This window comes from Streptomyces sp. NPDC046379 (genome assembly GCF_055587785.1).
Genome location: NZ_JBVJFP010000002.1, coordinates 549,125 through 573,383 on the forward strand (window position 1 = coordinate 549,125; position 24,259 = coordinate 573,383).

Below are 24,259 nucleotides of genomic sequence, written 5' to 3' on the forward strand. Positions count from 1 at the left end.
TGATGCCGGCCGGCCCTGTCCCGGAGCCGAGCCGTACTGCGGTACACGGGGTACCGAACCGACTGCGCCCGCCACGGCTGCGTCACCAGGCCGTGGCGAGGGGGTGCGAGCGGGTGGCTCGCTCGTCTGAGCTTAACTCGCCGGTAACGAGCGCGCCAGCCCCCGTCCCGGCGATGTCTGTGTGATGTGGATCCCTCCGCGCGGGAGCGTTTGTACCCTCGGGACATGGACGAAGAGTTGCGATCGCTCACGGAGCGCTTACGGCGGGAGTCCGGCGCCCCGCCCGAGTTCGCGGAGCTGACGGCGACCGGGGACCTCGACGCACTGGCCCGGGTGCTCACCGAGCCGGGCCGGCCGCTGTGGGCGCGGGAACTGGCCGCCTTCCGGCTGGGCCTGGCCGGCGACCGGCGGGCGTTCGAGTCGCTCGTCCTGCTCCTCAACCACCGCGACCCGCCCCGCTGCGCCTCCGCCGCCCACGCCCTCGCCCGCCTCGGCGACCCCCGCACCGCCCGCGCCGCCGCCGCCCTCGCCACCAACGAACTGCGCGTCGCCTACGCCCTGCACCCGGTCCGCCTCCTGGTCCGGCTCGGTGCCCCGGAATCCGTCCCGGCCCTGATCACCACACTGCAGCGCCGCCTGCGCCCCCACGACCCGTACCGCCGTGTCGCCCTCGCCTGCGTGGAGGGCCTCGGCGAACTCGGCGACGCCCGGGCGGTCCCCGTGCTGAACGAGGCCCTGGCCCACCCGCCCCTGGCGGAGGCGGCGGTACGGGCGCTGGCGCGGATCCCGGGGCAGCGGCGCGGGTGAGGCCGCTGCCCCGCCCCGGCGCCGACGCCGGTCGTCCTCCAGCGCGGGCCCTCTCAGAGGAGGGACAGCTGGACCGGCTCCGCCGGCTCCGTCGAGAGCGGCTCCGGTTCGCGGACGCGGCGGGGCATGCCCGCGCGGGCCGGTCCGATGCCGTACTCCTGGGCCAGTTCGTGCACCTGGCGGGTGATCCGCCGCTGGTACCACTTGGGGGCGTACGCGCCGTCCGCGTACAGCCGCTCGTAGCGCGCCACCAGGTAGGGGTGCTCGCGCGCGAGCCAGGCCATGAACCACTCGCGGGCGCCCGGCCGCAAGTGCAGCACCAGCGGCGTGACCGAGGTCGCCCCGGCCTGCGCGATCGCCCGCACGGTGGCCCGCAGCTGGTCCGGACGGTCGCCCAGGAACGGGATCACCGGCGCCATCAGCACCCCGCACCCGATGCCGTGCCCACCCAGCGTCCGTACGACGTCCAGCCGCCGCTCCGGCGCGGGCGTGCCCGGCTCCACCGTGCGCCACAGCTCCGGGTCGGTGAAGCCGACCGAGACCGAGATCCCGACGTCGGTGACCCGCGCCGCCTCGGTCAGCAGCTCCAGGTCGCGCAGGATGAGCGTGCCCTTGGTGAGGATGGAGAACGGGTTGGCGTGGTCGCGCAGGGCGGCCAGGATGCCCGGCATCAGGCGGTAGCGGCCCTCGGCGCGCTGGTAGCAGTCGACGTTCGTGCCCATCGCGATGTGCTCGCCCTGCCAGCGGCGCGAGGACAACTGGCGGCGCAGCAGGTCCGGCGCGTTCACCTTGACCACGATCTGCGAGTCGAAGCCCAGCCCGGTGTCCAGGTCCAGATAGCTGTGCGTCTTGCGGGCGAAGCAGTAGACGCACGCGTGCGTGCACCCCCGGTAGGGGTTCACCGTCCATTCGAACGGCATCCGGGACGCCCCCGGCACCCGGTTCACGATCGACCTCGCCCGCACCTCGTGGAAGGTGATCCCCCGGAACTCCGGGGCGTCGAACGTCCGCGTGACCACGGCGTCCGCGCCGAACAGCCCGGCGTCCGCAGGGCCGCGGCCGCCCGCCTCCAGTGAGAGGTTCTCCCAGCGCATGACGCCTCCTCGGTAGCACTGGCCTCAGAATAGAACACATGTTCCCTTGATCGTGCGCGCGACCGTGTGATTTGGGCGGCCGGGCCGTGGGGTGGTTGGCTTGCCGTCAACCCCGAGAACCAGCTACTGGAGGAACGCAATGGCGCAGGTCGAGGCCGGCACGGAACGGGTCGTCGCGGCGGGTCCGGAGGATGTGTTCGACGCCATCGCCGATTACAGCGGGACGCGCGGGAAGATCCTTCCGGAGCAGTTCAGCGAGTACGAGGTCCGCGAGGGCGGCGACGGCGAGGGCACCCTCGTCCACTGGAAGCTCCAGGCCACCAGCAAGCGCGTCCGCGACTGCCTGCTGGAGGTCACCGAACCGAGCGACGGCGAGCTGATCGAGAAGGACCGCAACTCCTCCATGGTCACCACCTGGCGGGTCACCCCGGCGGGTGAGGGCGCATCGAGGGTCGCCGTCACCACCACCTGGGACGGCGCCGGCGGCATCGGCGGCTTCTTCGAGCGCACCTTCGCCCCCAAGGGCCTCGCCCGGATCTACGACGCCCTGCTGGCCAACCTGGCCGCCGAGGTCGAGAAGAAGTAGGCCGGCTCCCGTCACGGAAGCCGGCCCAGCCGTAACTCGTCGCGCCTGCTCGCAGTTGACGCTTTACGCGGAAATGTGCGGCAGCGCGACGAGGGGAGCGGTACGTGGGCGGGACGACACTGGTGCAGGACGAGCCGGTCGTGGCGGCGCCTTCGCCGCCGCCCGCGGCCCCGCCGCCCCCGGCGGCCACCGCCGAACTCGGCCCGCGCCGCGTGCGGTTGGTCTTCCTCGGCCTGATGCTCGCGCTGCTCCTCGCGGCCCTGGAGCAGATGATCGTCGCCACCGCCCTGCCGCGGATCGTCGGCGAACTGCACGGCCTGGACCGGATGTCGTGGGCGATCACCGCCTATCTGCTCACCTCCACCGTCGGGTTGCCGATCTACGGCAAGCTCGGCGACCTCCTCGGCCGCAAGGGCGTCTTCCAGTTCGCCATCGCCGTCTTCGTCGTCGGCTCGGCGCTCGCCGGCCGCGCGCAGACCATGGACCAGCTGATCGCCTACCGCGCGGTGCAGGGCGTCGGCGCGGGCGGGCTGATGATCGGCGTCCAGGCGATCATCGCTGACATCGTGCCGCCCCGGCGCCGCGGCCGGTTCATGGGCATGATCGGGGCCGCCTTCGGCCTCGCCTCCGTCGCCGGACCGCTGCTCGGCGGCTACTTCACCGACCATCTGTCGTGGCGCTGGTGCTTCTACGTCAACGTCCCCTTCGGCCTGTTCACCATGGCCGTCGTCGCCGTCGTGCTGAAACTGCCCCGGCCCGCGGTCCGGCCCCGCTTCGACGTCCTCGGCGCGCTGCTGCTCGCCGCGGCCTCGACCTGCCTGGTCCTGCTGACGAGTTGGGGCGGCACCGAGTACGCCTGGGGCTCCCGGACGATCCTCGGCCTCGGCGCGGGCGCGCTCGCCGCCACGCTGCTCTTCCTGGCCGCCGAGCGCTTCGCCGCCGAACCCCTCATCCCGCCGAGGCTGTTCCGCGACTCCGTCTTCAACGTCACCGGCCTGGTCGGTCTGGTGGTCGGCGTCGCCCTCTTCGGCGCGGCCGGCTATCTGCCGACCTACCTCCAGATGGTCGAGGGCGCCTCGGCCACCGAGTCCGGGCTGCTGATGCTGCCGATGATGGGCGGCATCGTCGTCACCTCCATCGTCTCGGGCCAGCTCATCAGCCACACCGGCCGCTACCGCGCCCACCCGATCCTCGGCGGCGCCCTGTCCGTGCTCGGCATGTGGCTGCTGTCCCGCCTGGAGCCCGACACCCCGCGGCTCCACTACAGCGTCTGGATGGCCGTCCTCGGCGCGGGCATCGGCATGGTGCTGCCGGTCCTCGTCGTCGCCGTGCAGAACTCCGTGCGCCCCGCCGACCTCGGCGTGGCCACCAGCGCCACCAACTACTTCCGGCAGATCGGCGGCAGCGTCGGCGCCGCCGTGTTCGGCTCCCTGCTCGCCGACCGGCTCGCCGACTCCCTGCACGACCGGCTGCCGGCCGGGGCCGGACTGCCCGACCCGCAGTCCATCACCCCCGCCGCCGTCCACGCGCTGCCCCCCGAGCTGCGCGAGGGCTACATCCAGGCCTACGCCGACGCCATGCCGAGGATCTTCCTGTACCTCGTCCCGGTGCTGGCGCTCGGCCTGTTCCTCGCCTTCTTCCTCAAGGAGAAACCGCTGGTGTCCCACAACGCCCCCGTCACCGACACGGCCACGATCCCGCAGGCCCGCGCGGCCTACGCGGCCGGAGTCCCGGTCTGCGGCACGGTGCAGCACCCCGACGGCACCGTCGTGCCCCGCGCGGCGCTCACCCTCATCGACGTCGCCGGACAGCAGATCGGGCGGGGCGCCAGCGGCGAGGACGGCCGCTACGCGCTGTCGACGCCGGGCGCCGGGTCGTACGTCCTCATCGCCGCGGCGGGCGGCCACCAGCCGCAGGCGGTCTCCGTGACCGTCGGGGAGCGGCCCGTCGAGCTGGACGTCGTCCTCGGCGGCGCCGGACGCCTCGCCGGCAGCGTGCTCACCGCCGACGGCAGCCCCGTGCGCGACGCCACCGTCACCCTCACCAACGTGCACGGCGAGGTCGTCGCCGCCACCCGCAGCGGACGCGAGGGCGGCTATGTGATGACCGAGCTGGTCGCCGGGGAGTACACCCTCGCCGCCAGCGCGCCCGCGTTCCGCCCGGCGGCCCTGCCGGTCAGCGTCCAGGCCGCCCGCGAGACCCGCCAGGACGTCGAACTCGCCGGCGGCGCCGTGCTGCGCGGCACCGTCCGGGCGACCGGAGGCCGGCCCGTGGAGGACGCCCGCGTGACGCTGCTGGACGCCGCCGGGAACGTCGTCGACACCCTCACCACCGGCGCCGACGGGACGTTCCGGTTCGTCGACCTGTCCTCCGGCGAGTACACCGTCATCGCCGCCGGCTACCCGCCGGTGGCCACCGTGCTGCAAGTGGCGGGCGGCGGACGCACCGAACGCGATCTCCAGCTGGGCCACGAGGACTGACTCCGGCCCTCCGCGACCCCCCGCGCGGGCGGGCGTGCGCCCCGCGCGGAGCGGTCGCACGAATTCCCGGATTGCCGCACATCGTGACGGACCGCGCCCTACGGTGGTGGCCGGGGGCACAGATCTTGCACAGCCGTGGGGAGAGAGGGCCTGGGCCATGGACCGTGGCGCCGATCGGCAAGCACCTCCCGGTCATCCCGCCGAGGACGGCGCGCCGCCGAACGGGCGCGCCCCGGCCGGCCGGGTGCCGCTGGCCGTGGTCGTGGTCGACCGGGAGGGCCTCGTCTCCCACTGGAGCACCGGGGCGAAACGGCTGTTCGGCCCCGCGCGGCAGGACGCGATCGGCCGCCCCGCGATCGACCTGCTGCCCGTCTCCGGGGCACTGCCCGAGCCCGACGACGAGAGTCCGTACGGCGGTCCCGACGGCCACGAGAGCCCGTACGGCGGCTTCGGCGGCCTCGGGCCCGACCTGGGCGCCACCCTCGACGGCGGGCTGTCCTACCCGGCCGCGGGCCGCGCCCGGCTCACCGGGCGCGGCGGTCACCGCACCGACATCCTGTGGTGGGCCTACCCGCTGGTCGGGCCCGGCGCCGAACGCCTCCTCGTACTCGCCGCCGACGCCGCCGTCGCCCACCCGCAGGGCGGGGCCGACGCCGAGCCCGGCACCGTGGAGCACGTCACCCCCGGCCTCGCCCGCCACACCGACCTCCCCGACGCCGACGAACTCGCCCGCGGCCTGCCCGAGATCCTGCCCAGCATGAGCGTGGACGAGAGCGCCCGCATCGCCGCCCAGGTCCTCGAACTCGGCTACCCCGTCCTGGAGTTCAGCCGGAACGCCCGCGTGCCCGTCACCCCCGACTGGGGCGTGCCCCGGCGCGCCGAGCGCAAGGCCCGCCGCGAGCGCCTCGCCCGCGCCCTCGCCGCCGGGCAACCCGTCCCCGCGGACCTGCGCGACGAGGCCGAGGAGGACCGCGAGGACCTCGAGTACGCCGCCGTGCGTGAGCGCCTGGAGTTCCTCAACGAGGTCAGCGGCAGGATCGGCACCTCCCTCGACCTGTCCCGCACCGTCGTCGAGGTCAGCAAGGCGGTCGTGCCGCGCTTCACCGACGTCGCCGGCACCTATCTGCGCGAGCAGGTCGTCGCCGGCGAGGGGTTCCCCGAGGGCGTGCCGGACACCACCACCCTGTGGCACCGGGTCGCCGTCGAGCACACCGACGCACCCGGCCGCTGGGACGACGTCGTGCCCGTCGGCGAGGCCATGCCCTTCCCCGCCCACACACCGTTCTTCCAGTGCATGACCACGGGCGAGCCCGTCCTCGTGCCGCGGATCAGCGAGCAGATGGGCCACGCCATCGCCTCGCAGTTCGAGAAGCGGGACATCCGCCCGCTGATCACCGGCCGCTCGATGCTGGTGGTCCCGCTGAAGGCGCGCAACGTCGTCCTCGGCTTCATGATCCTGCTGCGGCACCCGGAGCGCCCCGAGTTCAACGACATGGACCGGGTCACCGGCGCCGAACTCGCCGCCCGCGCGGGCCTCGTCCTCGACAACGCCCGGATGTACACCTTCCAGGAGAACGTCGCCGAGACCCTCCAGGACAGCATGCTGCCGCACATCCCGGCGCGCATGGCGGGCTGCGACATCGCCACCCGCTATCTGCCCGGCACCCTGCTCGGACGCGTCGGCGGCGACTGGTTCGACTCGGTGAAACTCCCCGGCGCCCGCACCGCCTTCGTCGTCGGCGACGTCATGGGTCACGGCCTCAACTCCGCGGCGATGATGGGCCAGTTGCGCACCGCCGTGCAGACCATGGCCGGCCTGGACCTGCCGCCCGCCCAGCTGCTGCGCAACCTCGACGACCTCGCCCAGCGGCTCGGCGACACCCACCTCGCGACCTGTCTGTACGCCGTGTACGACCCGATCGCCGGCGAGCTGCACCTCGCCAACGCCGGGCACATCCCACCGGTGCTGGTCCGCGCCGAGGACGGGCGCAGCGAGCTGCTGGAGCTGCCGACCGGCGCGCCCATCGGCGTGGGCGGGGTGCCGTTCGAGGCCGTGCGGGTGAGCGTGCGGCCGGGGGACCGGCTGGTCATGTGCACCGACGGGCTGGTCGAGATGCGCGGTGAGGACATCGGCGTCGGGCTGGCCACGCTGTGCGAGTCCGCCGCGCACCCGGCCGCCTCCATGGACGACGCCTGCGACACCATCATCCGCGCCCTCAACACCCGCGGCGGACGCAAGGACGACGTGGCGCTGCTGATGGCCCGCCTCACCGGCATCGGGCCCGAGGACGTGGCCGAGTGGCGGCTGCCCCTGGACGTGGCCGAGGTGCGCCGCGCCCGGGCGGCGGTGCGCGAGCAGTTGCACGCGTGGGGACTGGCCCGTCTGGCGGACAACGCCGAGCTGATGGTCGGCGAGCTGGTCACCAACGCCGTGCGCCACTCGCACCGGCGGCCCGTGGAACTGCGGCTGGTGCGCGGGGACACGCTGCTGTGCGAGGTGGACGACGACGACCACGAGCTGCCCACGCTGCTCAGCGCCGGCCCCGGCGACCTCAAGGGGCGAGGTCTGCGCGTGGTGAGCACCCTCGCCCGCGAGTGGGGCGCGAACCGCACCGCGTCCGGCAAGTCGGTCTGGTTCGAACTGACCCTGCCGCGCCGCTGAGTTCGTGCGGGCGTGCGCCCCCGGCCTTGTGGGCGTCGCCCGCCCGCGGTAGACCGTACTCGCCCGTCGGCTCGCACGGGCGAACACGGCGTCGGATCAGGGGAGTTGTCGGCGATGAGCGTGACGAGTCGGTACCGCGCGGCCTGGGAGGGCTTCTGGAGCGAGGCGCCGCAGGGGCAGGGCGCGGTCCTGTGGGACGCCGGGCCGGAGCTGACCGCCGGGCTGCATCTGCCGCTGTTCGAGCCGCACCTGGCCGACCCGGACCTGCCCCTGGTCGACCTGGGCTGCGGCAACGGAACCCAGACCCGGTTCCTCGCCGACCGCTTCCCGCGCGTCCTCGGCGTCGACCTGTCCGACGCGGCCGTGGCGCACGCCCGGCAGGCCGACCCCGCCGGGCGGGCCGGCTACCGGACCCTGGACGCGGCCGAGCCGAGCGAGGCCGCGGCCCTGCACGCCGAACTCGGCGACGTGAACGTCTACATGCGCGGCGTCCTGCACCAGAGCGAGCCCGGCGACCGCCGGCCCCTCGCGGAGGGCATCGCCAGCCTCGTCGGCGCCCGCGGCAGGGCCTTCCTCGTCGAGCTCGCCCAGGCCGCCGGAACCGCCCTGCGCGACCTGGCCGCCCGCCCCGGGGGCCCGCCCGCCAAGCTCGCCTCGATCTTCCGGCACGGCATAGCCCCCGGGGAGGTGGCCGACGACGCGATACCCGAGTTCCTGCGCGCCGCCGGACTCACCGTGCTGGCGAGCGGCGACCTGCCGCTGACGACCACCGAGCCCGGACCGGACGGCGCACCGATCCAGGTGCCGTCGAAGTGGCTGGTGGCGGGCCGGCCGGTCTGACCCGCAACCCCCGACCGTCGTACTCCGTTCACCGGTTGGCCGCACCCGGTCGCGTGACATTAGTGTGCGGCACACAGTATCGTGTGAGTCGTGTCCGTAGAAGAGATGACCCTCAGCCAGGCGCAGGAGCTGCGTCGTGGAACGGTCGTGCTGGCTTGCCTGGCACTGCTCCGGAAGCCGAGCTACGGCTACGCGCTGCTGGAGACGCTCAACGATGCGGGGGTTACCGTCGACGGCAACACGCTCTACCCACTGCTGCGACGCCTGGAGAAACAGGGCCTGCTCACGAGCGAGTGGAACACCGACGAGTCCCGGCCCCGGAAGTTCTACCAGGTCAGCGCCGACGGCTCGCGAGTGCGCGCCGGGCTGGTGCGCGAATGGCAGGACCTCGTCGCCTCGATCTCACAACTGACCAAGGAGAACGAATGAGTACGGGCGTGCTCACCGAACGCTATGTGCACGAGGTCGTCCGGCGGCTGCCCGCCGACCAGCGCGACGACATCGCGGAGGAACTCCGCGCCACGATCGCCGACACCGTCGAGGGACGCAACGCCGCCGACCCCCGGACGGCGGAGCGCGAGGTGCTCACCGAGATGGGGGACCCGGTCCGCTGCGCCGCCCGCTACACCGAGCGGCCGCTCGCGCTGATCGGCCCCGATCTCTATCCCGCCTATCTCCGGCTGCTGACCGTCCTGCTGACCACCGTCCTGCCGGTGATCACCGTCGGCCTCGTCCTGCTGGAGCTGGCCGACACCGACGACGTGGGCGCCGCGCTGCGCTCCGGCGTCGGCACCCTGATCACCGTCGGGGCCCAACTGGTCGCCGTGCTGACGCTGGTGTTCGCCGTGACCGAGCGGGTCCGGCACCGCCGCGGGGTGACGGGCGCGGCTCGGTGGACCCCCGACGACCTGCCGGACGTACGGCAGCCGGACCAGGGCGGCTTCGGGGCCATCGCCCAAGTGGTCTGGGACGCCTTCCTGTTCGGGCTGATCGTCTGGCAGCACACCGCCGAACCCTTCTGGGCGGACGGCGACGGCGCGGCCGGGGACGGCGAGTGGCTGGAGGTGCTCCACCCGGACCTGTGGTCGGGGTGGATCTGGCCGGTCCTCGCGGGCCTCGCCGGCCTGGTGGGCATCGGGCTCGCCCGGGTGGTGGCACGCGGCTGGACCGTGCGGCTGGCCACCTGGCACGCGGTCGCCCAGGCGCTGTTCACGCTGCCGCTGGCGTGGGTGCTGTACCAGCAGGAGCTGTTCAACCCGGACTTCCTCGCCGAGGGCAAGACCCTCTGGGAGTCACCGGACCCCGTCTACAGCGGCGCCGCGCTCATCGTGCTCGTCGTCGGCGCGGTCTCGGTGGCCAAGGCCTTCCGGGGCGCGCGCGGCTGAGGCACCGTCACGCGGAAAGGGGGGCTGCCCGGCCGGGCAGCCCCCCTTCCCGCGTTCCCGCGTCCGCCCTGTGACGCGGTCAGCGCGCGAGCAGGTCGGCCTTGATCCGGTTGCGGTCCACCTTGCCCGTCGACGTCCGCGGCAGCGGCTCCGACACGGTCTCGAACACGCTGGGCACGGCCGCGCGGACCGCGCGCTCCGCGCAGTACTGCCGCAGCGCCAGGACGCCCGCGGCGCCGGGCGCGGTCAGCCGCATCCGGGCGTGCAGCCGGTGGCCCGCCTCCGGGTCCGGGAGCGCGACGACGGCGGCCTCGACGACCGCCGGGTGCTCCAGCAGGATGCTCTCGACGTGCTGGGTGCTCACCTGGGTGCCGCGCACCTTGACCATGAAGTCGGTCCGGCCGAGCACGCTCAGCGAGCCGTCCTCGTGGCGCACGGCGACGTCGCCGCTGCGGTAGTAGACGACGCCGGGCTCCCCGTCGGGATGCGGGCCGAACTTCTCGCCGCCCGGCACATTCACGTAACCGGCCGTCTGGAACGGGGTGCTGACCAGCAGCTCGCCCTGGCCGCGGCCGGTCAACGCACGGCCGTCCTCGCCGACGAGCAGCCAGCGCACCCCGGGCAGCGGTCTGCCGATCGGCAGCGGCGCGGTGACCGGACGGCCGAGGTCCACCTCGTGCAGGAAGCTGTTGTTGGTCTCCGTGCAGCCGTAGTTGTTGTACCAGCGGGCCGACGGGAACGCCTCCGGCAGGTCCGCCAGGATCTTCGCGGGCATGCTCTCGCCCGCGAACACCAGGTGCTCGGGCGTGGTCAGCGGGCCCGAGTCGGCCGCCGCCCGGGCGAGCAGCTGGAACAGCAGCGGCACGCCCTGGACGAAGGTGACCCGGTGCTCGGTGACCAGGCCGTGCAGATACTGCGCCGAGGCGCCGCGGTCCGGGTCGACGAGGACGACCGTGCCGCCGTACGCCAGGGTGGTCCACACGTCCAGCAGGCACAGGTCGAAGTTGAGGGGCGCGTAGTTGAGGACGACCGTGCTCCGGGCGATGCCGAAGGCGTCTGCCGCCCAGGCGGTGAAGCGGGTGAGCGCGCCGGAGGAGATCGGCACGATCTTCGGCAGTCCGGTGGAGCCGGAGGTCGTCAGCATGAACCCGGTCGCGTCCTCGGCGACCTCGGCCGGCGGGCGCGTCTCCAGCGCTCCCACGGCGGCCTGTGGGCCGGGGCCGACGTCCACGACGACGTCCACCAGCGGGTCGTCGGCGAGGCCGAGGACGACCACGCAGCCGGCCTGCCCGTACAGCTCCTTCAGCGGCAGCTCGGGCAGTTCGTGCGACGGCAGCAGGAAGCCGCGGCCCGCCATCAGGCAGCCCAGCACCAGGGCCACCGTCTCCGGCGACTTGCGCACCCGCAGGCCCACCGGGCGGTCGGCGCGCGGCGCGGCGGCCTCCACCCGGTCCCGGGCCCGGCAGGCCATCGTGTGCAGTTCCGCGTAACTCACCGCGTGCCCGTCCCAGATCAGCGCCGGCGCGGACGGCTGCGCCGCGGCGCGTTCGGCGAACGCGGCGGCGAGGGAACGGCTCATGCCCTCGCCTCCCCGCTCCCGGCGCGCTCCGCCGTGGCCCGGATGGCCCGCACGGTACGGAAGTTGCGGGTGGTGAGTTCCTCGTCGGGCACGAGGACGCCGTGCTCGTCGGAGAGCCAGGCGGCGATGTGCAGCACGCCGAGGCTGTCGATCACGGCGGTGGCCAGCAGGTCGTACTCCGGGTCCAGCTCGGCGGCGTCGACGCCGGGCAGGAACCGCTCGACGACGAAGCCGGCGATGTCCGCCTCGGACACGGCCGAGGGCATCACCGGCGCGGCAGGGGGCTCGGCGGGCATATCGTCATTCCTTTCGCAGGTGCGTGGCGTCTTGCGCGCCGCCGCCTCACACTTCGACGATCGTGCAGAACCAGTGCATGCCGGGGGAGGCGACGCCGGTGAGCGCCACCAGGTCCCCGAGCGCCAGTTCGCCGTTCTCGATGTGCCGCCACAGGCAGACCAGTTGATCGGCGGCGCCCATGTGGCCGAGGCCGCGGGCCAGTGCGGCGTTGGTGCGGTCCAGGGGCATGCCGACCGCGTCGGCGACCGCGCGGAACGTCGGCTGGCTGTCGTTGATGTGGATGACCCGGGCCAGCTCGCCGCGGTCGCGTCCGGCGCGGGCCAGCGCCTCGTCGACGACGTCCGCCAGCCGGCGGCTGAGCTCCTTCATGAACGCCTGGAAGCGCTCGGGGTCCCGGCCGAAGTGCCGGTAGACCGAGGCCATCGGACTGACGTCCTTCAGCCCCCGGCCGGGCGGCGGCAGCGGGCTGGCGGCCCCGCCGAACTCGATGCGGAACAGGTCCGCGTACTCGGGGTTGGTGAACTGGGCGGAGGACAGCCGGCGCAGCCTCGGGTGCCCGCGCCGCACGACGGCCGCCACGGCCCCGTCGCTGGCGACGCAGCCGTTGAAGTCCATGCGGTTGCTGTGCGCCTCGCTGAGCACGTTGACCATGACCAGCAGCACGGTCTCCACGCCGGGGGAGAGGGCCATCGCGCCCGCCGCGTGGTCCAGCGCCGGCGACCAGGCGGCGCACGCCTGGGTGAACAGCACGGTGGGCGTGCCGTGCGCGCCGAGCGCCCGGGCCACGGCGGCGGAGGGGTCCCAGCCCAGGTAGTCGGGCACGTCGGAGTTGCCGACGACGATCAGGTCGACGTCCCCGATGGTCAGGTCCGCGTTCTCCAGGGCCTCACGGGCGGCCGCGGCCGCGAGGTCGGTCGCGGTGACGCCCTCGGCGACGCGGTGGTAGGTCTCGTAGCCGAGGGCGACGACCGTCTCGGGATCGGGAACGTAGCCGGCCGCGGTCTCGCGCACGCCGTACCGCTCGCCGAAGGCCATGCCCGTCGCGACGATGCCCGGCTCCACTGACGTGGCCATGTGGTGGTCCCTTCACTGCTGAACGGGGTGGATCAGCCCGCCCGGCCCTTCGACGGGTGGGTGAGGACGGGTTCGGGGTCCGGCTCCGCGGGCTGCGCCGGCTCGGCCAGCTCCTGGACCTCCTCCAACGGCGTGTCCAACAGTGCCAGTTGGCGACGCCCGGCGTGCAGGACCAGCGCCAGGACGGCCATCGCGGCGGCCAGGATCAGCACCGCGCGCTCCACGCCCACCGCGTCGGCGAGGAAGCCGGCGGCCAGCGGGCCGGTCCACTGCACGGCCTGGAAGCAGAACTGGCCCGTCGACGCCACCCGGCCCAGATAGGCGTCGGGAACCAGCCGGACCTCGTAGGACTCGGTGACGATGTTCATCGGGACCATGCTGGTCATGCCGATCAGCATCACGAGCCCGATGTGCCAGGGCCGGGGGACCAGGGCGACGGCGGCGAAGGACGCCGTGAACAGCCACGCGGACAGCAGCAGCACCCGCCGGGCGCCGATGCGCCGCATCAGCGCCGGCCCGGCGACCGCGCCGAGCACGCCGCCGGTGACGGCGAGCGAGGTGACGACGCCGATGGTGGTGGGGCTGCCGCCGCGGTGGTTCACGATGACGACGAACAGCAGCATGAAGCCCTGCGCCACGGTGTTCAGCAGCGCGCCCCAGGCCAGCGTGAAGACCAGGTAGTCGCTGCGGCGGATCATGCGCAGCCCGGCACGGACGTCGGCGGCCAGACCGGGCCGCCGCTCCTTCCCGGGCGTGCGGTCGGGGCCGAGCGGGCGGCGGATCAGCAGCGAGGACAGGGCGATGAACAGGAAGGTGATCGCGTCGAACAGGAACGGCACCCAGCGGGCCGTCGCGTACAGCAGGCCGCCGAGCGGGGCGCCGAGGAGCTGGGCGAGCATGTCGCGGCCCATGCCCTGGGCGGTGGCGTCGGCGACCTGCTCCTTGGGCACGATCCGCCGGATCACCGGCGCGGTGACGCCCGACCTCAGCCCGGCCGCGAGCCCGCCGGCCAGCGCGAGCGCGTCCAGTGCGAGCACCGGCGGGTCGCCCCGGTACACCAGCCAGGCGACGGCGCCCATCGACACGGCCTCGGCCAGCGCGGCCAGGCACAGCAGGGCGCGCCGGGAGACGCGGTCGGCCAGCGCGCCGCCCACGACGAGGGTGGCGAGCCTGCCGAGCATGTGCAGCACGGTGATGGTGCCGGCCTGCGCGGCGGAGCCGGTCGCGTAGAGCATCAGCAGCGGGAAGGCGAGCGTGGACACGCTGGTGCCGAGCTGGTTCAGCCCTTCCCCGGTCCACCAGTAGACGTAGTCGCGGCTGCGCCACAGGGACGGGAGCTTGGACTGCCCGGCGGGGCCGCCGGCGGCGGTGGGCTCCGTGGCGGTGGCCTCACCGGGGGAGGTCTCCTCGCCCGCGGGCCGCGCGGGGGTGTCCTCCTCGGGGGCGTCTTCCGCGGGGGAGCCCCCGGGACGTGACCGCTCCATCGTCGTGCGTCCCCCGTCGCTCGTGTGCTCGCTCGTGTGCTCACCGGTCCGGGGCGGCGCCTCGGATCCCGACGAGCATGCTGGTCGATGCGTCACCGGCCCGGCCAGGCAGCGCACCGGCAATTCCGGGGGAGAAAGTTGCCGCTCGGCACGGACCGGGCCCGGGGGCCGGCCGGGCGTCAGATCCAGCCGCGCTTGGCTGCCTGGTAACCCGCCTCGAAACGGCTCGCCGCGCCCAGCCGCACGCACAGCTCGGCGACGATCCTGCGCACCGTGCGCAGCGAGACGCCGAGCCGCCGGCGGATGGCGTCGTCGTTCAGGCCGCGCGCCAGCAGCCGCAGCAACTCCTTCTCGCGCGGGCTCAGTCCGTGCTCGTCCACCGTGGGAGCGGCGGCGCCGAGGGGCACGGCGCTCTCCCACACGCTCTCGAACAGCGAGGTCAGCGCCTCGACCGCGCCGGGCGCCGTGAAGTGCAGGACGCTGTGCCAGGGGTCGGCGGGATCGGCGGGCAGCAGCGCCCGGGAACGGTCGACGACGAGCAGATGCACCGGCAGCGACGGCACCGTGCGCACCCGGTTGTGCGGCTCGGCCTCCCAGGCGGCGCGCAGCCCGGCCCGGGTGTCGCCGCGGATGCTGTCCGTGGTGACGGTACGGGTGTCCACGCCACGGGCGCCGGCCCGCCGCTGGAGCACCTGGAGCTGTTCCAGCCAGCTCACGGACGGCGAACCGTCCGGCACGAACGCCAGCCACTCGGCGCCGGCCCGGCCGGACAGCTCACGCAGCTCCTCGGCGACCGCCTCGCGGCCGGTGACGTACGAGGTGCCGGGCACCTCCCCGGCGCCGGGACGCGCCTCGGTGTACTCGTCGATCAGTGCCATGACGGCGGCGCGGTCCTCCTCGAACTCGCGCAGCCGCTCGTCGATCCCGGACATCTGCCGCAGCAGCAGCTGCTTGAGGCCGAGACGGGGGTCGACCGGCTCGCCGACGCCGTCGGGCGCGGGCCGGATCAGCTCCAGCTTGGCCAGGCGGTCCAGGGCCGGCCGTATGTCGTCCGCGGTGACGCCCAGGTGGTCGGCCAGGTCGTCCGCGCTCCGGTACCGCCCGGCGATGAGCTGCTTGTACACCGCATCGCTCAGGTCGTCCAACCCTAGTCTGTGCAACATGGAGCACCCCCGTGGTCCCGTCACTCCCCGGATCTCGCGCATCATCCTCACATGAAGTTCGCGGATCAAGCAGAAGTCCCTCCGGTCCGGCGGGTGTCGAACGCCCTTATTTCCTGCGAAGTCCCGGCATGATCGGCGATCTCGTGCCGCCGGGCGTCGAGGCCCGGGAGGCGTACGGGGACGACGGGCCGGAGGCGTCGATCGCGCTGTTCGCCGCCGAAGAGGCGCTGGTGGAGGGCGTGGTGGCGGAGCGGCGGCGGGAGTTCACGACCGTGCGCGGGTGCGCGCGCCGGGCGCTTCGGCGGCTCGGCGCGCCGGTGGGCCCGCTGCTCCCGGACGCGTCGGGCGCGCCGCGCTGGCCCGAGGGCGTCGTCGGGAGCATGACGCACTGCCGCGGTTACCGCGCCGCCGCCGTGGCCCGCGCGTCGGACGTCACGGCGCTCGGGATCGACGCGGAACCAGCCGCGCCGCTGCCCGCCGCGGTCGCCGCGCGGATCGTGCCGAGCGCCGCCGCACAGTGGCTGGAAGACGACGTTTGGACCGCGTCCGACGTGCCACGGGACCGCCTGCTGTTCTGCGCGAAAGAGGCTTCCTACAAGGCGTTTTCGCCACGGCTGGGAAGTCGTTTCGGATTTAATGACTTTCGGGTCAGGTTGGCTCCCGACGGTACGTTCCGGGGCGATCCGCCGGACGGGTCCGGGGGCTTCCGGGGCCGTTGGACGGCGCGTTCCGGGTACCTTCTGGCAGCGGTGTGCCTGGTGTAGGGAATCTGGCAGGAAGCGGTCAGGTGGCGTCTTCCTGTAAGGGGCGGAACTCCCGTTCGGTTCTTCGGTCGAGTAGGGTCCGGTCTTGGCCAAAACATGGGGCATGGCGGTGTTGACACGGCGGAGGACCACGTCGTGTCCGCCGCCACGGGGTGATCATGCGGCGGTCTGTGTGTTTCATTTCCAAGGGGGATTCTGTCAATGGTGATTCAGGATGAGTTCACTTCCTACGGCAGAATGGACATTCACCAACTGCGTGAGTTTCTGCTCAATCGGCGGAAAATCTCCGGATGGACGCAGGAGGAGCTCTCGGAGCGCTCCGGCGTCAGCGTCCGGACGATCCGCAATCTCGAAACCGGCACCAACACCAATCCGCGTCGGGTTTCGGTCGAATTGCTGCTCAGTGCCCTCGGCGCGGCGCCCGCGGACGCGGCGCCCTGGAGCGGCGCCGGCTGGCCGCTCATGCCGGGCATTCCGGAGCAGCGCACCCAAACGCCGGGGGACGGCGCGGGGACGCCGTCCCCCTGGCACGGGCCCCGGCCGCTCGGCGACCCGCTGGTGGGCCGGCAGGCCGACATGCGGCACATTCTCGCCAGCGCGCAGCGCAGCCGGCTGGTCGTGCTCACCGGGCCCGGCGGCGTGGGCAAGACCCGGCTCGCGCTCGCGGCGGCGGCCCGGCTGCGCCCGCTGTTCCCGGACGGCGTCGCCGTCGCCGAACTGCACGACTGCACGCCGGAGCATCTGGACCCGGCCCGCGCGCAGGCCGAACTCGCCCGCATCACCAGGGACCTGGTCGGCGAGCCGGGAACCGCGACCCGTCGGCTGCTGGTGCTGGACGCCGCCGAGCGGGTGATACGGCAGACCGCGCGCCTCGCCCGTCAGCTGCTCGACCGGCATCCCGGACTGCATCTGCTCGTCACCTCCCGCCGGGCGCTGGCCGCCGGCGCGGCCGAGAGCTGGGAGGTCCAGCCGCTCGCCGTCGACGACGCCCCGGGCCGGGACGCCGTGCCGAGCGCCGTGGAGCTGCTGCTCCGCCGGGTCCAGGCCTGCCTGCCGACGCTGGATCTCGCACAGCACATGGAGCAGGTCACCGCGCTGTGCCGGCTCCTCGACGGGGTGCCGCTGGCCATCGAGATCGCCGCGCAGCGCCTGCGGTCGCTGCCGCTGACCTCGCTGCTGCGCGAGGAGACGCTGTTCCAGCTGCTCGACCAGGTCGACGCGGGCGGCCTGAGCGCGCACCGGACCCTGTCCGGCAGCGTGCGGTGGAGCTACGACCTGCTGCCCGCCCCGCACCGGGCGCTGCTGCACGATCTGGTCACGCTGCCCGACGGCTTCTCCCTGGACGACGTGCTCGCCACCCGGCCCGACCGAGACCGCGAGATGACGCGCGTAGCGCATCTGCTGGCCGAACTGGCCGACGCCTCGCTCGTCCAGACGAACCGTCAGGGCCGTTACGAGTACCGCATCCACGCTCTCGTCCGTCACGTCGTCACCCGCACGGCCACCCGCTCCGGCGACGCCACCCACTCCCCGTCCCCGGACGAGGACCTGGTCGGCTCGGCCCCGACGACGAGGTCCGGCCACCCGGTCGACGTGGCCTGACCCGACGTGATCCGACGGTGAGGCGTCCGCCGGTCGGGCCCGTTCGACCCGGGGGACGCCCCGGCCGGCGGGCCGCGGGCCCCGCCGGCCGGGCCACGGTCCGTCGGTTCGGACGCCACGGGCCGCCGGCCGGCGGCCCGTGGCCCGACACGCCCCGCACACCCGTCACCCCGCCCGGCAGGCCGCCTTCACCGCGTCCAGCGAGAAGTGGTCGGGGCCGTCCAGGCAGGACAGCATCAGTGACTCCAGGCGCGGCAGCAGCGACTCGTCCAGTTCCACGCCCGGCTGGAGGCGGGACAGCACCCGCTGGAGCGCCAGGATCACCCATGCCGTGCCCAGGGGCGTCGTACGCTCCTCCTCGAAGGAGTACAGCCACGTGTACAGGCACGAGGCCGCCGCGTGGTGGAAGCAGTGCTCCACCGCCACGTCCTGCGCCTCGGCCGTGCCCGCGTCCAGCTCGCCCGTCGCGATCACCGCGTAGAACGCCTTGCGGCGGGTGGACAGTTCGTCCAGCACCCGGCTGAGCGCGACCGCCTCCGCCGTCGGCAGCTCCCGCTCGGCGATCAGCCGGGCCCGCGCCACGGCGGGCTCCCAGCCGCGGGTGATCTCGTCCTCGCTGGCGTTGGTCAGCCGCAGCGCCCGGCCCGACGGCTCCCACACGGGCGCCTCCTCGGACCAGTCGAACAGCGCGCGCAGCACCGTGTTGCCCTCGCGCGCCGGCCGGTCGGCGACCCGCGCCACCGCGGGCAGCTGCGAGGCGATGCTGTGCAGGTTGACGTGCGTCGTGCCCTCGAAGATGCTCGCGATCGCGTGGTCGCGCTGCAGCTTCTGGAAGGCGCCGTCGGCCACGCCCTCGCGCAGATAGCTCCGGGCGCCCAGCACCCGCCCGGCCTCCGCGACGACCTCCTCGCCCAGCGTCGGCACCAGGTACTTCACCACCGACGACCACAGGCTCAGCCGCGACGGCGCCACCGACAGCGACCGCGTCACCGGGACCGCCGTGCACTCGGCGACGAGCAGGTCCAGATGGGAACGGACCAGGTGCCGCCGGATGACCGGGATGTGGTAGATCTCCCGCCCGTACAGCACCCGCTCCCGCGCGTGCCGCAGCGCGATCCGCAGCACCGAGTCCATCGTGCCCATCGACAGCGCGCCGATCGCCGTGCGCGTGATCTGGAGCACCTGGAGGATGCCGGGCAGACCCCCGCCGGGCCGTCCGAGCAGCGACCCCCGCGGCACCCGCGTGCCCTGGAAGACGATCCCGCTCAGGTCGTGCCCGCGCAGGCCGACCGTGCGCACGAAGGGATGGTTGGTCCACGTCGACTCGTCCAGCCGGGACTTGTCGAGCAGCAGCAGCGACGAGCCCACGCCCTGGACGTTGGCGTACACGGTGAGGAACCGGCCCCGCGTGGCATTGCCGACCGGCCACTTCTCGCCGCTGAGGAGGTAGTCGTCCCCGTCCGGCACCGCGACCGCCTCGTTGGTGCCGAGGTCGCTGCCGTGGTCCGGCTCCGACACCGCGAAGCACGCCAGGTCGCCGCCGAGCATGCCCTCGGCGACCCGCGCCCGCTGCTCCTCGTCGCCCCACAGCCACACCGGGTTGACCCCGAGCAGCGCCGAACCGAACATCACCGACACCGTCAGGTTCCGGCGCGCCAGCACCCGTGTGATCAGGAACAGCTGCTCCAGGTTCCGCAGCCCGCCGCCGAAGGCCTCCGGCACCAGAAAGCGGGCGAATCCCCACTCGCGCAGCTGCTCCACCGCGCCCGGCGGCAGCTCACCCCGCTCCTCGTGCTCGACGATCCGGGCGAAGGAGAACGGGCCGCTCCCCGAGGCGGGGTCGCCGAGCAGTTCGTCCAGCTCGGCGGCCAGCCCGTAGGAGGGCCGGTCGAAGGCGCGCCCGGTCATGCCGCGGTGTCGTCGAGGCCGTAGCGGGCGAAGAGGAGCGTGACCTCCTCCTCGGCGGGCAGCTCGGCGCGGCCGGCCGCCACCTCGGTGCCCACCCAGTCGATCACGTCGCTGACGCGCTCCAGCTTCATGGCCTCCTCCGGCGTCAGCGACCGCAGACCGTACAGGTCCTCCAGGTTGTAGCCGAGCTCGGCGAGGACGAGGGAGTGGAAACCGAGGTCGCCGATGAGACGGTCGCCCGGGTCGACGGCCTCGGGCTTGCGCGGGGCGATCAGCCGGACCATCCCGAGGATCACGGGCGCGACGGCTTCGGTGGAGCTTGCGGCAGGGGTGTCAGTCATGACGCCGACGGTAGGGAGGATCGTACGGCCGCCCCAGGTAACCGGCCCGGCAAGCTCTCGGCAACTCGCCCGCCCGGCGGGGGTGTTGCTTCCGCCGAAACTGCCGCCGCGCTGCCTGGCCGTGGTGGGTCCGGGCCGGTAACGCTGTCCGGCATGAGTGCACCCGACCCCGTGACCACGCAGTGGATCAGCGCCCGGTACGCCGTCGGCCGGCCGCGGCTGAGGCTGCTGTGCCTGCCGCAGGCCGGCGGCAGTTCGGCGTCCTTCGGCGGCTGGCGGCCGTTCCTGCCGGAGGGGGTCGAGCTGGCCCCGGTGGAGCTGCCGGGCCGCGGATCCCGCATCGACGAGCCCGTGCCGGACTCCCTCGACTCGCTGACCGAGGCCCTGCTGAACGGCCTGCGCGGCGAACTCGGCCTGCCCTACGTGCTGTTCGGGCACAGCTTCGGCGCGGTCGTCGCCTTTGAGCTGACCCGGCGCATCGAACGGGAGGACGGGCTGCGCGGCCCCGAGGCGCTGCTGGTGTCCGGATCGCGCGCCCCGCACGTGCCGCTCGCCCGCGAGCCGCTGACCGGCAGTGACCGCACCCGGCTGGTCGCCTGGCTGCGCGAGCACGGCGGCCTGCCCGAACAGCTCCTGGAATACCCGGAGTTCCTGGACATGCTGCTGCACCCCGTGCGCGCGGACCTCGAACTCGCCGAGCGCTACCTGCTCGACGGGCCCGCGCCGGTGCGCTGCCCGCTCGTCGCGTTCGCCGGCGCCGACGACAGCGTGGCGACCCGGGCGCAGGTGGAACCCTGGGAGGCGTACACGACGGCAGCGCCGCCCCGGACGCGGGTGGTGCCCGGCGGGCACTCCTACCCGCAGGCGCATCCGGAGGCGACGCTGACGGCGGTCCTCGACGAACTGGAACGGCTCGGCGTGACGGCGGCTACGCGGCCTTGAGCGTGACCGGCAGGGCCGACAGGCCGCTGAGGAAGTTGGAGTAGACGTACCGCGGTTCGCCGGCCGGCTCGGCGACCGCGACCAGCTCCCGCAGGCTCTCCAGCAGCGCCGACAGCTCGGCCCGGGCCAGGAAGGCGCCCAGACAGAAGTGCGGCCCGTGCGCGAACGACACGTGCTTGTTGGGCGTGCGGGACAGGTCGAAGACGTCCGGGTCCTCGAAGACCCGCTCGTCCCGGTTGGCCGAGGCCATCCAGGTCGTGACGATGTCGCCCTCCTCCACGAACTGATCGCCCAGCAGCACGTCCTGCGTCGCGGTGCGCCCGCTGTGCAGGGCCGGCGTGGTCCAGCGCAGCACCTCCTCCACCGCCGTGGAGACGGCCGCCGCCCCGGACGTGAGGGCGGCCCACTGGTCCGGCCGGTGCATCAGCGCGTGCAGCCCGCCCACCATGGCGAAACGGGTCGTCTCGTGGCCGCCCATGATGATGCTGTAGCAGTTGAAGACGATCTCCTCGTGCGTCAGCGGGCGCCCGTCGATCTCCCGCGTCACCAGCAGGCTGACCACGTCGTCGTACGGCTTCTTGCGCCGGTCGGCGGCCAGTTCGGAGAAGTACAGCAGCAGCCCGTTGCGGGCCGACCAGGTCGCCTCCTCGTCGGGCACGCCGTCCGCCGACGACAGCGCCCCCGACGTCAGGGAGATGATGTGCTGCCGGTCGGCGGCCGGCACGCCGAGCAGGTCGCAGATCGCGGCGAGCGGGATGTGCGCGGCGACGTCGGCGGCGAAGTCGACCGTGCCCCGCTCGACCGCCTCCTCGACCAGCCGCCGGGTGCCGCGCCGCACGCTGTCCACCACGACGTCCAGCGACCGCGGCGAGAACGGCTTCAGCAGCGCGCTGCGCAGCGCCTTGTGCGGGCCGCCGTCGGTCACGGCGAGCATCTTCCCGGCCGCCGAGTCGCCGCCGGCGAGCAGGGTGTCGAGCACGTTGCCCCGCTCGGAGGTGAAGGTCTCGTTGTCGCTGAGCACCGACACCACGTCGGCGTAACCGGTCACCACCCAGAACCCGGGCCCGCTCGGCCCCTCCGGCTGCCAGTGCACCGGCGCCTCGGTGCGCAGCCTGCGCCACAGCGGCCCCAGGTCGTGGCCGGCGTGCAGCAGCGGATCGGCGAGATCCACCGCGTCGAGCGTTCCCGGATCGAGCACGGGGCGGGTCGTCATGGTCGTAGTCCTCGGACTCGGTGGTGCGATAGGGAAGATCGGGTGCGAAGGGGGTGCTGCGCAGGGGGGCGGCCGGTCAGCCGACGGGTTCGGTCGGGCCCGGGAAGAACGCCGTGGTCGCCCCGGCGGTCTCCGCGCCGTCCACGGTGAATTGCTGGCCCGAGACGAACGACGCCTGCGGCGAGGCCAGGAAGTGGAACACGTCGGCGATCTCCTCGGGCGAGGCGTGCCGGCGGGCCGGAATGCGCTCGTTGACCTCGTCGAGCATGGCGTCGGTGTACTCGGCCCGCTGCATCGGCGTGAGCACCGCGCCGGGCGCCACGCACGCGGTGCGGATCAGCGGGGCCAGCTCCACGGCGAACGTCTGGCACAGCGACGTCACGCCGGCCTTGCTGGCGTTGTAGTCGGCGTACAGCGGGTAGCCGCGGGAGCCGTTGACCGAGGCGGTGGCCAGCAGCACGCCCGCGCCGGCGCGCAGCATGTGCGGGACGGAGTGCCGCCACAGGGCGAGGACGCCCATCAGGTTGACGTCGAGGGTGCGCCGGGCCTCGGCCTCGGTGATCTCCAGGATGCCGTGGCGGACGCTGATGCCGGCGTTGGCGACGACGACGTCCAGGCGGCCCCGCTCGGCGGCCACCCGGTCGACGGCGTCGCGCACGCCGTCCCAGTCGGAGACGTCCAGCTTCACCCAGTGGACCTCGCCGCCGCCCTCGCGCGACCCCGTCGCCGTGTCCGGCGCCGGGGGCTGCACGTCGAGGTTGACGACGTAGTCGCCGGCGCGGGCGAAGCGCTCGGCGGTGGCGTGCCCGATTCCGCTGGACGCGCCGGACACGATGACGGTGCGCATGAGGTGCTGCCTGCCTTTCAGCTGCGGGTGACGACGGCGGTGCTCGGTACGGCCGGTCAGACGATGACGCGCGGGCTGCCGAGGGCGTACCCGCTGAAGTTGCGCCGCAGGTTGCGGCTGACGGTGAGCTTCTTCAGCCAGCGGTCGCTGCCGTCGTAGCGGGCGGTGAAGGGCCGGCGGCCGTGCACCGCGCGGTAGTTGTCGACGATCAGCATCGAACCCGGGCCGACCGCGATGTCCTGCTGCACGCGCTGGAGCTCGGCCATGAGCCGGTCGAGCGCCGCCTCCGCCTCGGTGTCGCCGGGCAGCGCGTCCATGAACGGCCGGTCGATCCGCAGGTACGGGCTGGTCCGGTCGCCGGACAGGACGGCGGTGGGCACCGGGTTCGCGGCCATCTCGCGCAACCGGGGCAGCGCCGGGTGGTCGGGGTGGTAGGTCTCCAGCTGGCGGATGTGCTCGGTGTCGGGGCGGATGTGGAAGCGCTCCTCGGCGAGCACCGCCCGGTCGTGGTCGTCGAGCCGGGTGTCGCGCACGGACGCCACGATCGTCGGCACCGCGTCGGGGTTGCGCAGCCCGAACAGCAGCAGGTAGTCGCAGCGGTTGGGGTGGAAGCCGTCCTCGGTGTGGAACTCCAGCAGCGCGTCGCTGCCGTAGCCGCTCTGCCGGTCCTCGTCGCCCCGGATCGGCAGGATGTTCTGGATGATCCGCCCCTCCTGGAGCGTCACCCAGCCGAACGGGTCGCCGAGCGCCATGCCGCACAGTGCCAGCCACAGCTCCTGCGGGCGGGCGCTGTCGCCGTGGATCGCCTCCCGCCAGTGGCCCGGCGTCGGGCCCAGCTCGGCGTCGTCCACCGGGAAGCCGTGCACCAGGCAGGCGGCGTTGCGCTCGCTCCTGCGGTACGTCAGCAGGAAGGTGCGCAGTCCGGCGGGCAGCAACTCCTCGGCGGCCAGAGCGCCGTCGTAGAACTCGGGCAGGCTCGGGGCGCCGTGGACCTCGCCCAGCTTCTCGGCGGCGGACCGCAGTTCGGCGACCTCGTCGGCGTCGAGGCGGTACTCGACGGGGGAGTCGAGGCAGGGCGCCGGGGAGTCGGCCGCGTCCCGGCGGGAGGCGTCGACAGTCGGAAGGGTGGTTGTCATGGTCGGTGTCCTCACCGGGTCGTGACCGCTCGGGTCGTCCGTCGTTCGGTCCTGT

At 73.6% G+C, this 24,259-nt stretch carries 21 protein-coding genes; 10 read left to right on the forward strand and 11 right to left on the reverse strand.

Going from position 1 to position 24,259, the window contains the following annotated elements; all coding sequences use genetic code 11:
* The first annotated feature begins 225 nt into the window (after positions 1–225).
* The gene (locus ACZ6KF_RS06380) at positions 226–807 is read left to right on the forward strand and encodes an adenylosuccinate lyase (RefSeq protein ID WP_356627907.1); all 582 of its coding nucleotides are present in this window, start codon (positions 226–228) and stop codon (positions 805–807) included.
* Between the two features lie 53 nt (positions 808–860).
* Here the strand turns inward: ACZ6KF_RS06380 and ACZ6KF_RS06385 are convergent, their stop codons facing one another.
* Positions 861–1,901, reverse strand: coding sequence for an Rv2578c family radical SAM protein (locus ACZ6KF_RS06385; protein WP_469237504.1), 1,041 nt, complete (start codon positions 1,899–1,901; stop codon positions 861–863).
* 139 nt (positions 1,902–2,040) lie between these two features.
* Between ACZ6KF_RS06385 and ACZ6KF_RS06390 the strand changes: the two genes are divergently transcribed.
* The 6 genes from ACZ6KF_RS06390 to ACZ6KF_RS06415 all read left to right on the forward strand — a co-directional run bounded on the left by ACZ6KF_RS06390 (position 2,041) and on the right by ACZ6KF_RS06415 (position 9,854).
* Positions 2,041–2,487, forward strand: a complete 447-nt coding sequence (locus tag ACZ6KF_RS06390) for an SRPBCC family protein (RefSeq protein WP_469159881.1) — start codon at positions 2,041–2,043, stop codon at positions 2,485–2,487.
* A 104-nt stretch (positions 2,488–2,591) separates the two neighbouring features.
* Entirely contained in the window at positions 2,592–4,967 is a 2,376-nt protein-coding gene (locus ACZ6KF_RS06395) for an MFS transporter (RefSeq protein WP_356627910.1), read from the forward strand.
* A gap of 157 nt (positions 4,968–5,124) precedes the next feature.
* Positions 5,125–7,629 (forward strand): SpoIIE family protein phosphatase, encoded by a 2,505-nt coding sequence (locus ACZ6KF_RS06400; protein WP_469237506.1) that lies wholly within the window; start codon positions 5,125–5,127, stop codon positions 7,627–7,629.
* 114 nt (positions 7,630–7,743) lie between these two features.
* Positions 7,744–8,469 carry a class I SAM-dependent methyltransferase gene (locus tag ACZ6KF_RS06405; RefSeq protein WP_469237508.1) on the forward strand — a complete coding sequence of 242 codons (726 nt, stop codon included), beginning with the start codon at positions 7,744–7,746 and terminating at the stop codon, positions 8,467–8,469.
* Between the two features lie 90 nt (positions 8,470–8,559).
* Positions 8,560–8,898, forward strand: a complete 339-nt coding sequence (locus ACZ6KF_RS06410) for a PadR family transcriptional regulator (protein WP_356627913.1) — start codon at positions 8,560–8,562, stop codon at positions 8,896–8,898.
* The gene (locus tag ACZ6KF_RS06415; RefSeq protein WP_356627914.1) at positions 8,895–9,854 is read left to right on the forward strand and encodes an HAAS signaling domain-containing protein; all 960 of its coding nucleotides are present in this window, start codon (positions 8,895–8,897) and stop codon (positions 9,852–9,854) included. The genes ACZ6KF_RS06410 and ACZ6KF_RS06415 overlap by 4 nt, the downstream gene beginning before the upstream one ends.
* Positions 9,855–9,933: 79 nt before the next feature.
* On the opposite strand, the gene ACZ6KF_RS06420 is transcribed toward ACZ6KF_RS06415, so the two are convergent.
* The 5 genes from ACZ6KF_RS06420 to ACZ6KF_RS06440 form a co-directional block, all read right to left on the reverse strand.
* Positions 9,934–11,433 (reverse strand): AMP-binding protein, encoded by a 1,500-nt coding sequence (locus ACZ6KF_RS06420; protein ID WP_469237510.1) that lies wholly within the window; start codon positions 11,431–11,433, stop codon positions 9,934–9,936.
* Positions 11,430–11,729 (reverse strand): acyl carrier protein, encoded by a 300-nt coding sequence (locus ACZ6KF_RS06425; protein ID WP_469237512.1) that lies wholly within the window; start codon positions 11,727–11,729, stop codon positions 11,430–11,432. Before ACZ6KF_RS06425 ends, ACZ6KF_RS06420 begins: the two co-directional genes overlap by 4 nt.
* A gap of 46 nt (positions 11,730–11,775) precedes the next feature.
* Positions 11,776–12,804: a 3-oxoacyl-[acyl-carrier-protein] synthase III C-terminal domain-containing protein gene (locus ACZ6KF_RS06430; protein ID WP_469159876.1), complete on the reverse strand. Its 1,029-nt coding sequence runs from the start codon at positions 12,802–12,804 to the stop codon at positions 11,776–11,778.
* 32 nt (positions 12,805–12,836) lie between these two features.
* Positions 12,837–14,288 (reverse strand): MFS transporter, encoded by a 1,452-nt coding sequence (locus ACZ6KF_RS06435; protein WP_469237514.1) that lies wholly within the window; start codon positions 14,286–14,288, stop codon positions 12,837–12,839.
* 179 nt (positions 14,289–14,467) lie between these two features.
* Positions 14,468–15,451: a helix-turn-helix transcriptional regulator gene (locus ACZ6KF_RS06440; RefSeq protein ID WP_469237516.1), complete on the reverse strand. Its 984-nt coding sequence runs from the start codon at positions 15,449–15,451 to the stop codon at positions 14,468–14,470.
* A 128-nt stretch (positions 15,452–15,579) separates the two neighbouring features.
* On the opposite strand from ACZ6KF_RS06440, the gene ACZ6KF_RS06445 reads away from it, so the two are divergent.
* Positions 15,580–16,215: a 4'-phosphopantetheinyl transferase family protein gene (locus ACZ6KF_RS06445; protein ID WP_356627920.1), complete on the forward strand. Its 636-nt coding sequence runs from the start codon at positions 15,580–15,582 to the stop codon at positions 16,213–16,215.
* A 237-nt stretch (positions 16,216–16,452) separates the two neighbouring features.
* On the forward strand, positions 16,453–17,817 hold the full coding sequence (locus tag ACZ6KF_RS06450) for a helix-turn-helix domain-containing protein (RefSeq protein WP_356627921.1): 1,365 nt from the start codon (positions 16,453–16,455) through the stop codon (positions 17,815–17,817).
* Positions 17,818–17,982: 165 nt separating this feature from the next.
* Here the strand turns inward: ACZ6KF_RS06450 and ACZ6KF_RS06455 are convergent, their stop codons facing one another.
* On the reverse strand, positions 17,983–19,725 hold the full coding sequence (locus ACZ6KF_RS06455) for an acyl-CoA dehydrogenase family protein (RefSeq protein WP_469175898.1): 1,743 nt from the start codon (positions 19,723–19,725) through the stop codon (positions 17,983–17,985).
* A complete protein-coding gene (locus ACZ6KF_RS06460) occupies positions 19,722–20,066 on the reverse strand; it encodes an acyl carrier protein (protein WP_356627923.1) in 345 nt (114 codons plus the stop codon). Before ACZ6KF_RS06460 ends, ACZ6KF_RS06455 begins: the two co-directional genes overlap by 4 nt.
* A gap of 153 nt (positions 20,067–20,219) precedes the next feature.
* Between ACZ6KF_RS06460 and ACZ6KF_RS06465 the strand changes: the two genes are divergently transcribed.
* A complete protein-coding gene (locus ACZ6KF_RS06465; RefSeq protein WP_469237518.1) occupies positions 20,220–21,008 on the forward strand; it encodes a thioesterase II family protein in 789 nt (262 codons plus the stop codon).
* Here ACZ6KF_RS06465 and ACZ6KF_RS06470 read toward each other — a convergent pair.
* The 3 genes from ACZ6KF_RS06470 to gntD form a co-directional block, all read right to left on the reverse strand.
* Positions 20,995–22,221 (reverse strand): cytochrome P450, encoded by a 1,227-nt coding sequence (locus tag ACZ6KF_RS06470; RefSeq protein ID WP_356627925.1) that lies wholly within the window; start codon positions 22,219–22,221, stop codon positions 20,995–20,997. The two genes, ACZ6KF_RS06465 and ACZ6KF_RS06470, sit on opposite strands and share 14 nt — an antisense overlap.
* 76 nt (positions 22,222–22,297) lie before the next feature.
* Entirely contained in the window at positions 22,298–23,068 is a 771-nt protein-coding gene (locus tag ACZ6KF_RS06475) for an SDR family NAD(P)-dependent oxidoreductase (protein ID WP_469237520.1), read from the reverse strand.
* Positions 23,069–23,124: 56 nt separating this feature from the next.
* Positions 23,125–24,204, reverse strand: a complete 1,080-nt coding sequence (gene gntD, locus ACZ6KF_RS06480) for a guanitoxin biosynthesis L-enduracididine beta-hydroxylase GntD (RefSeq protein WP_469237522.1) — start codon at positions 24,202–24,204, stop codon at positions 23,125–23,127.
* Positions 24,205–24,259 lie beyond the last annotated feature (55 nt).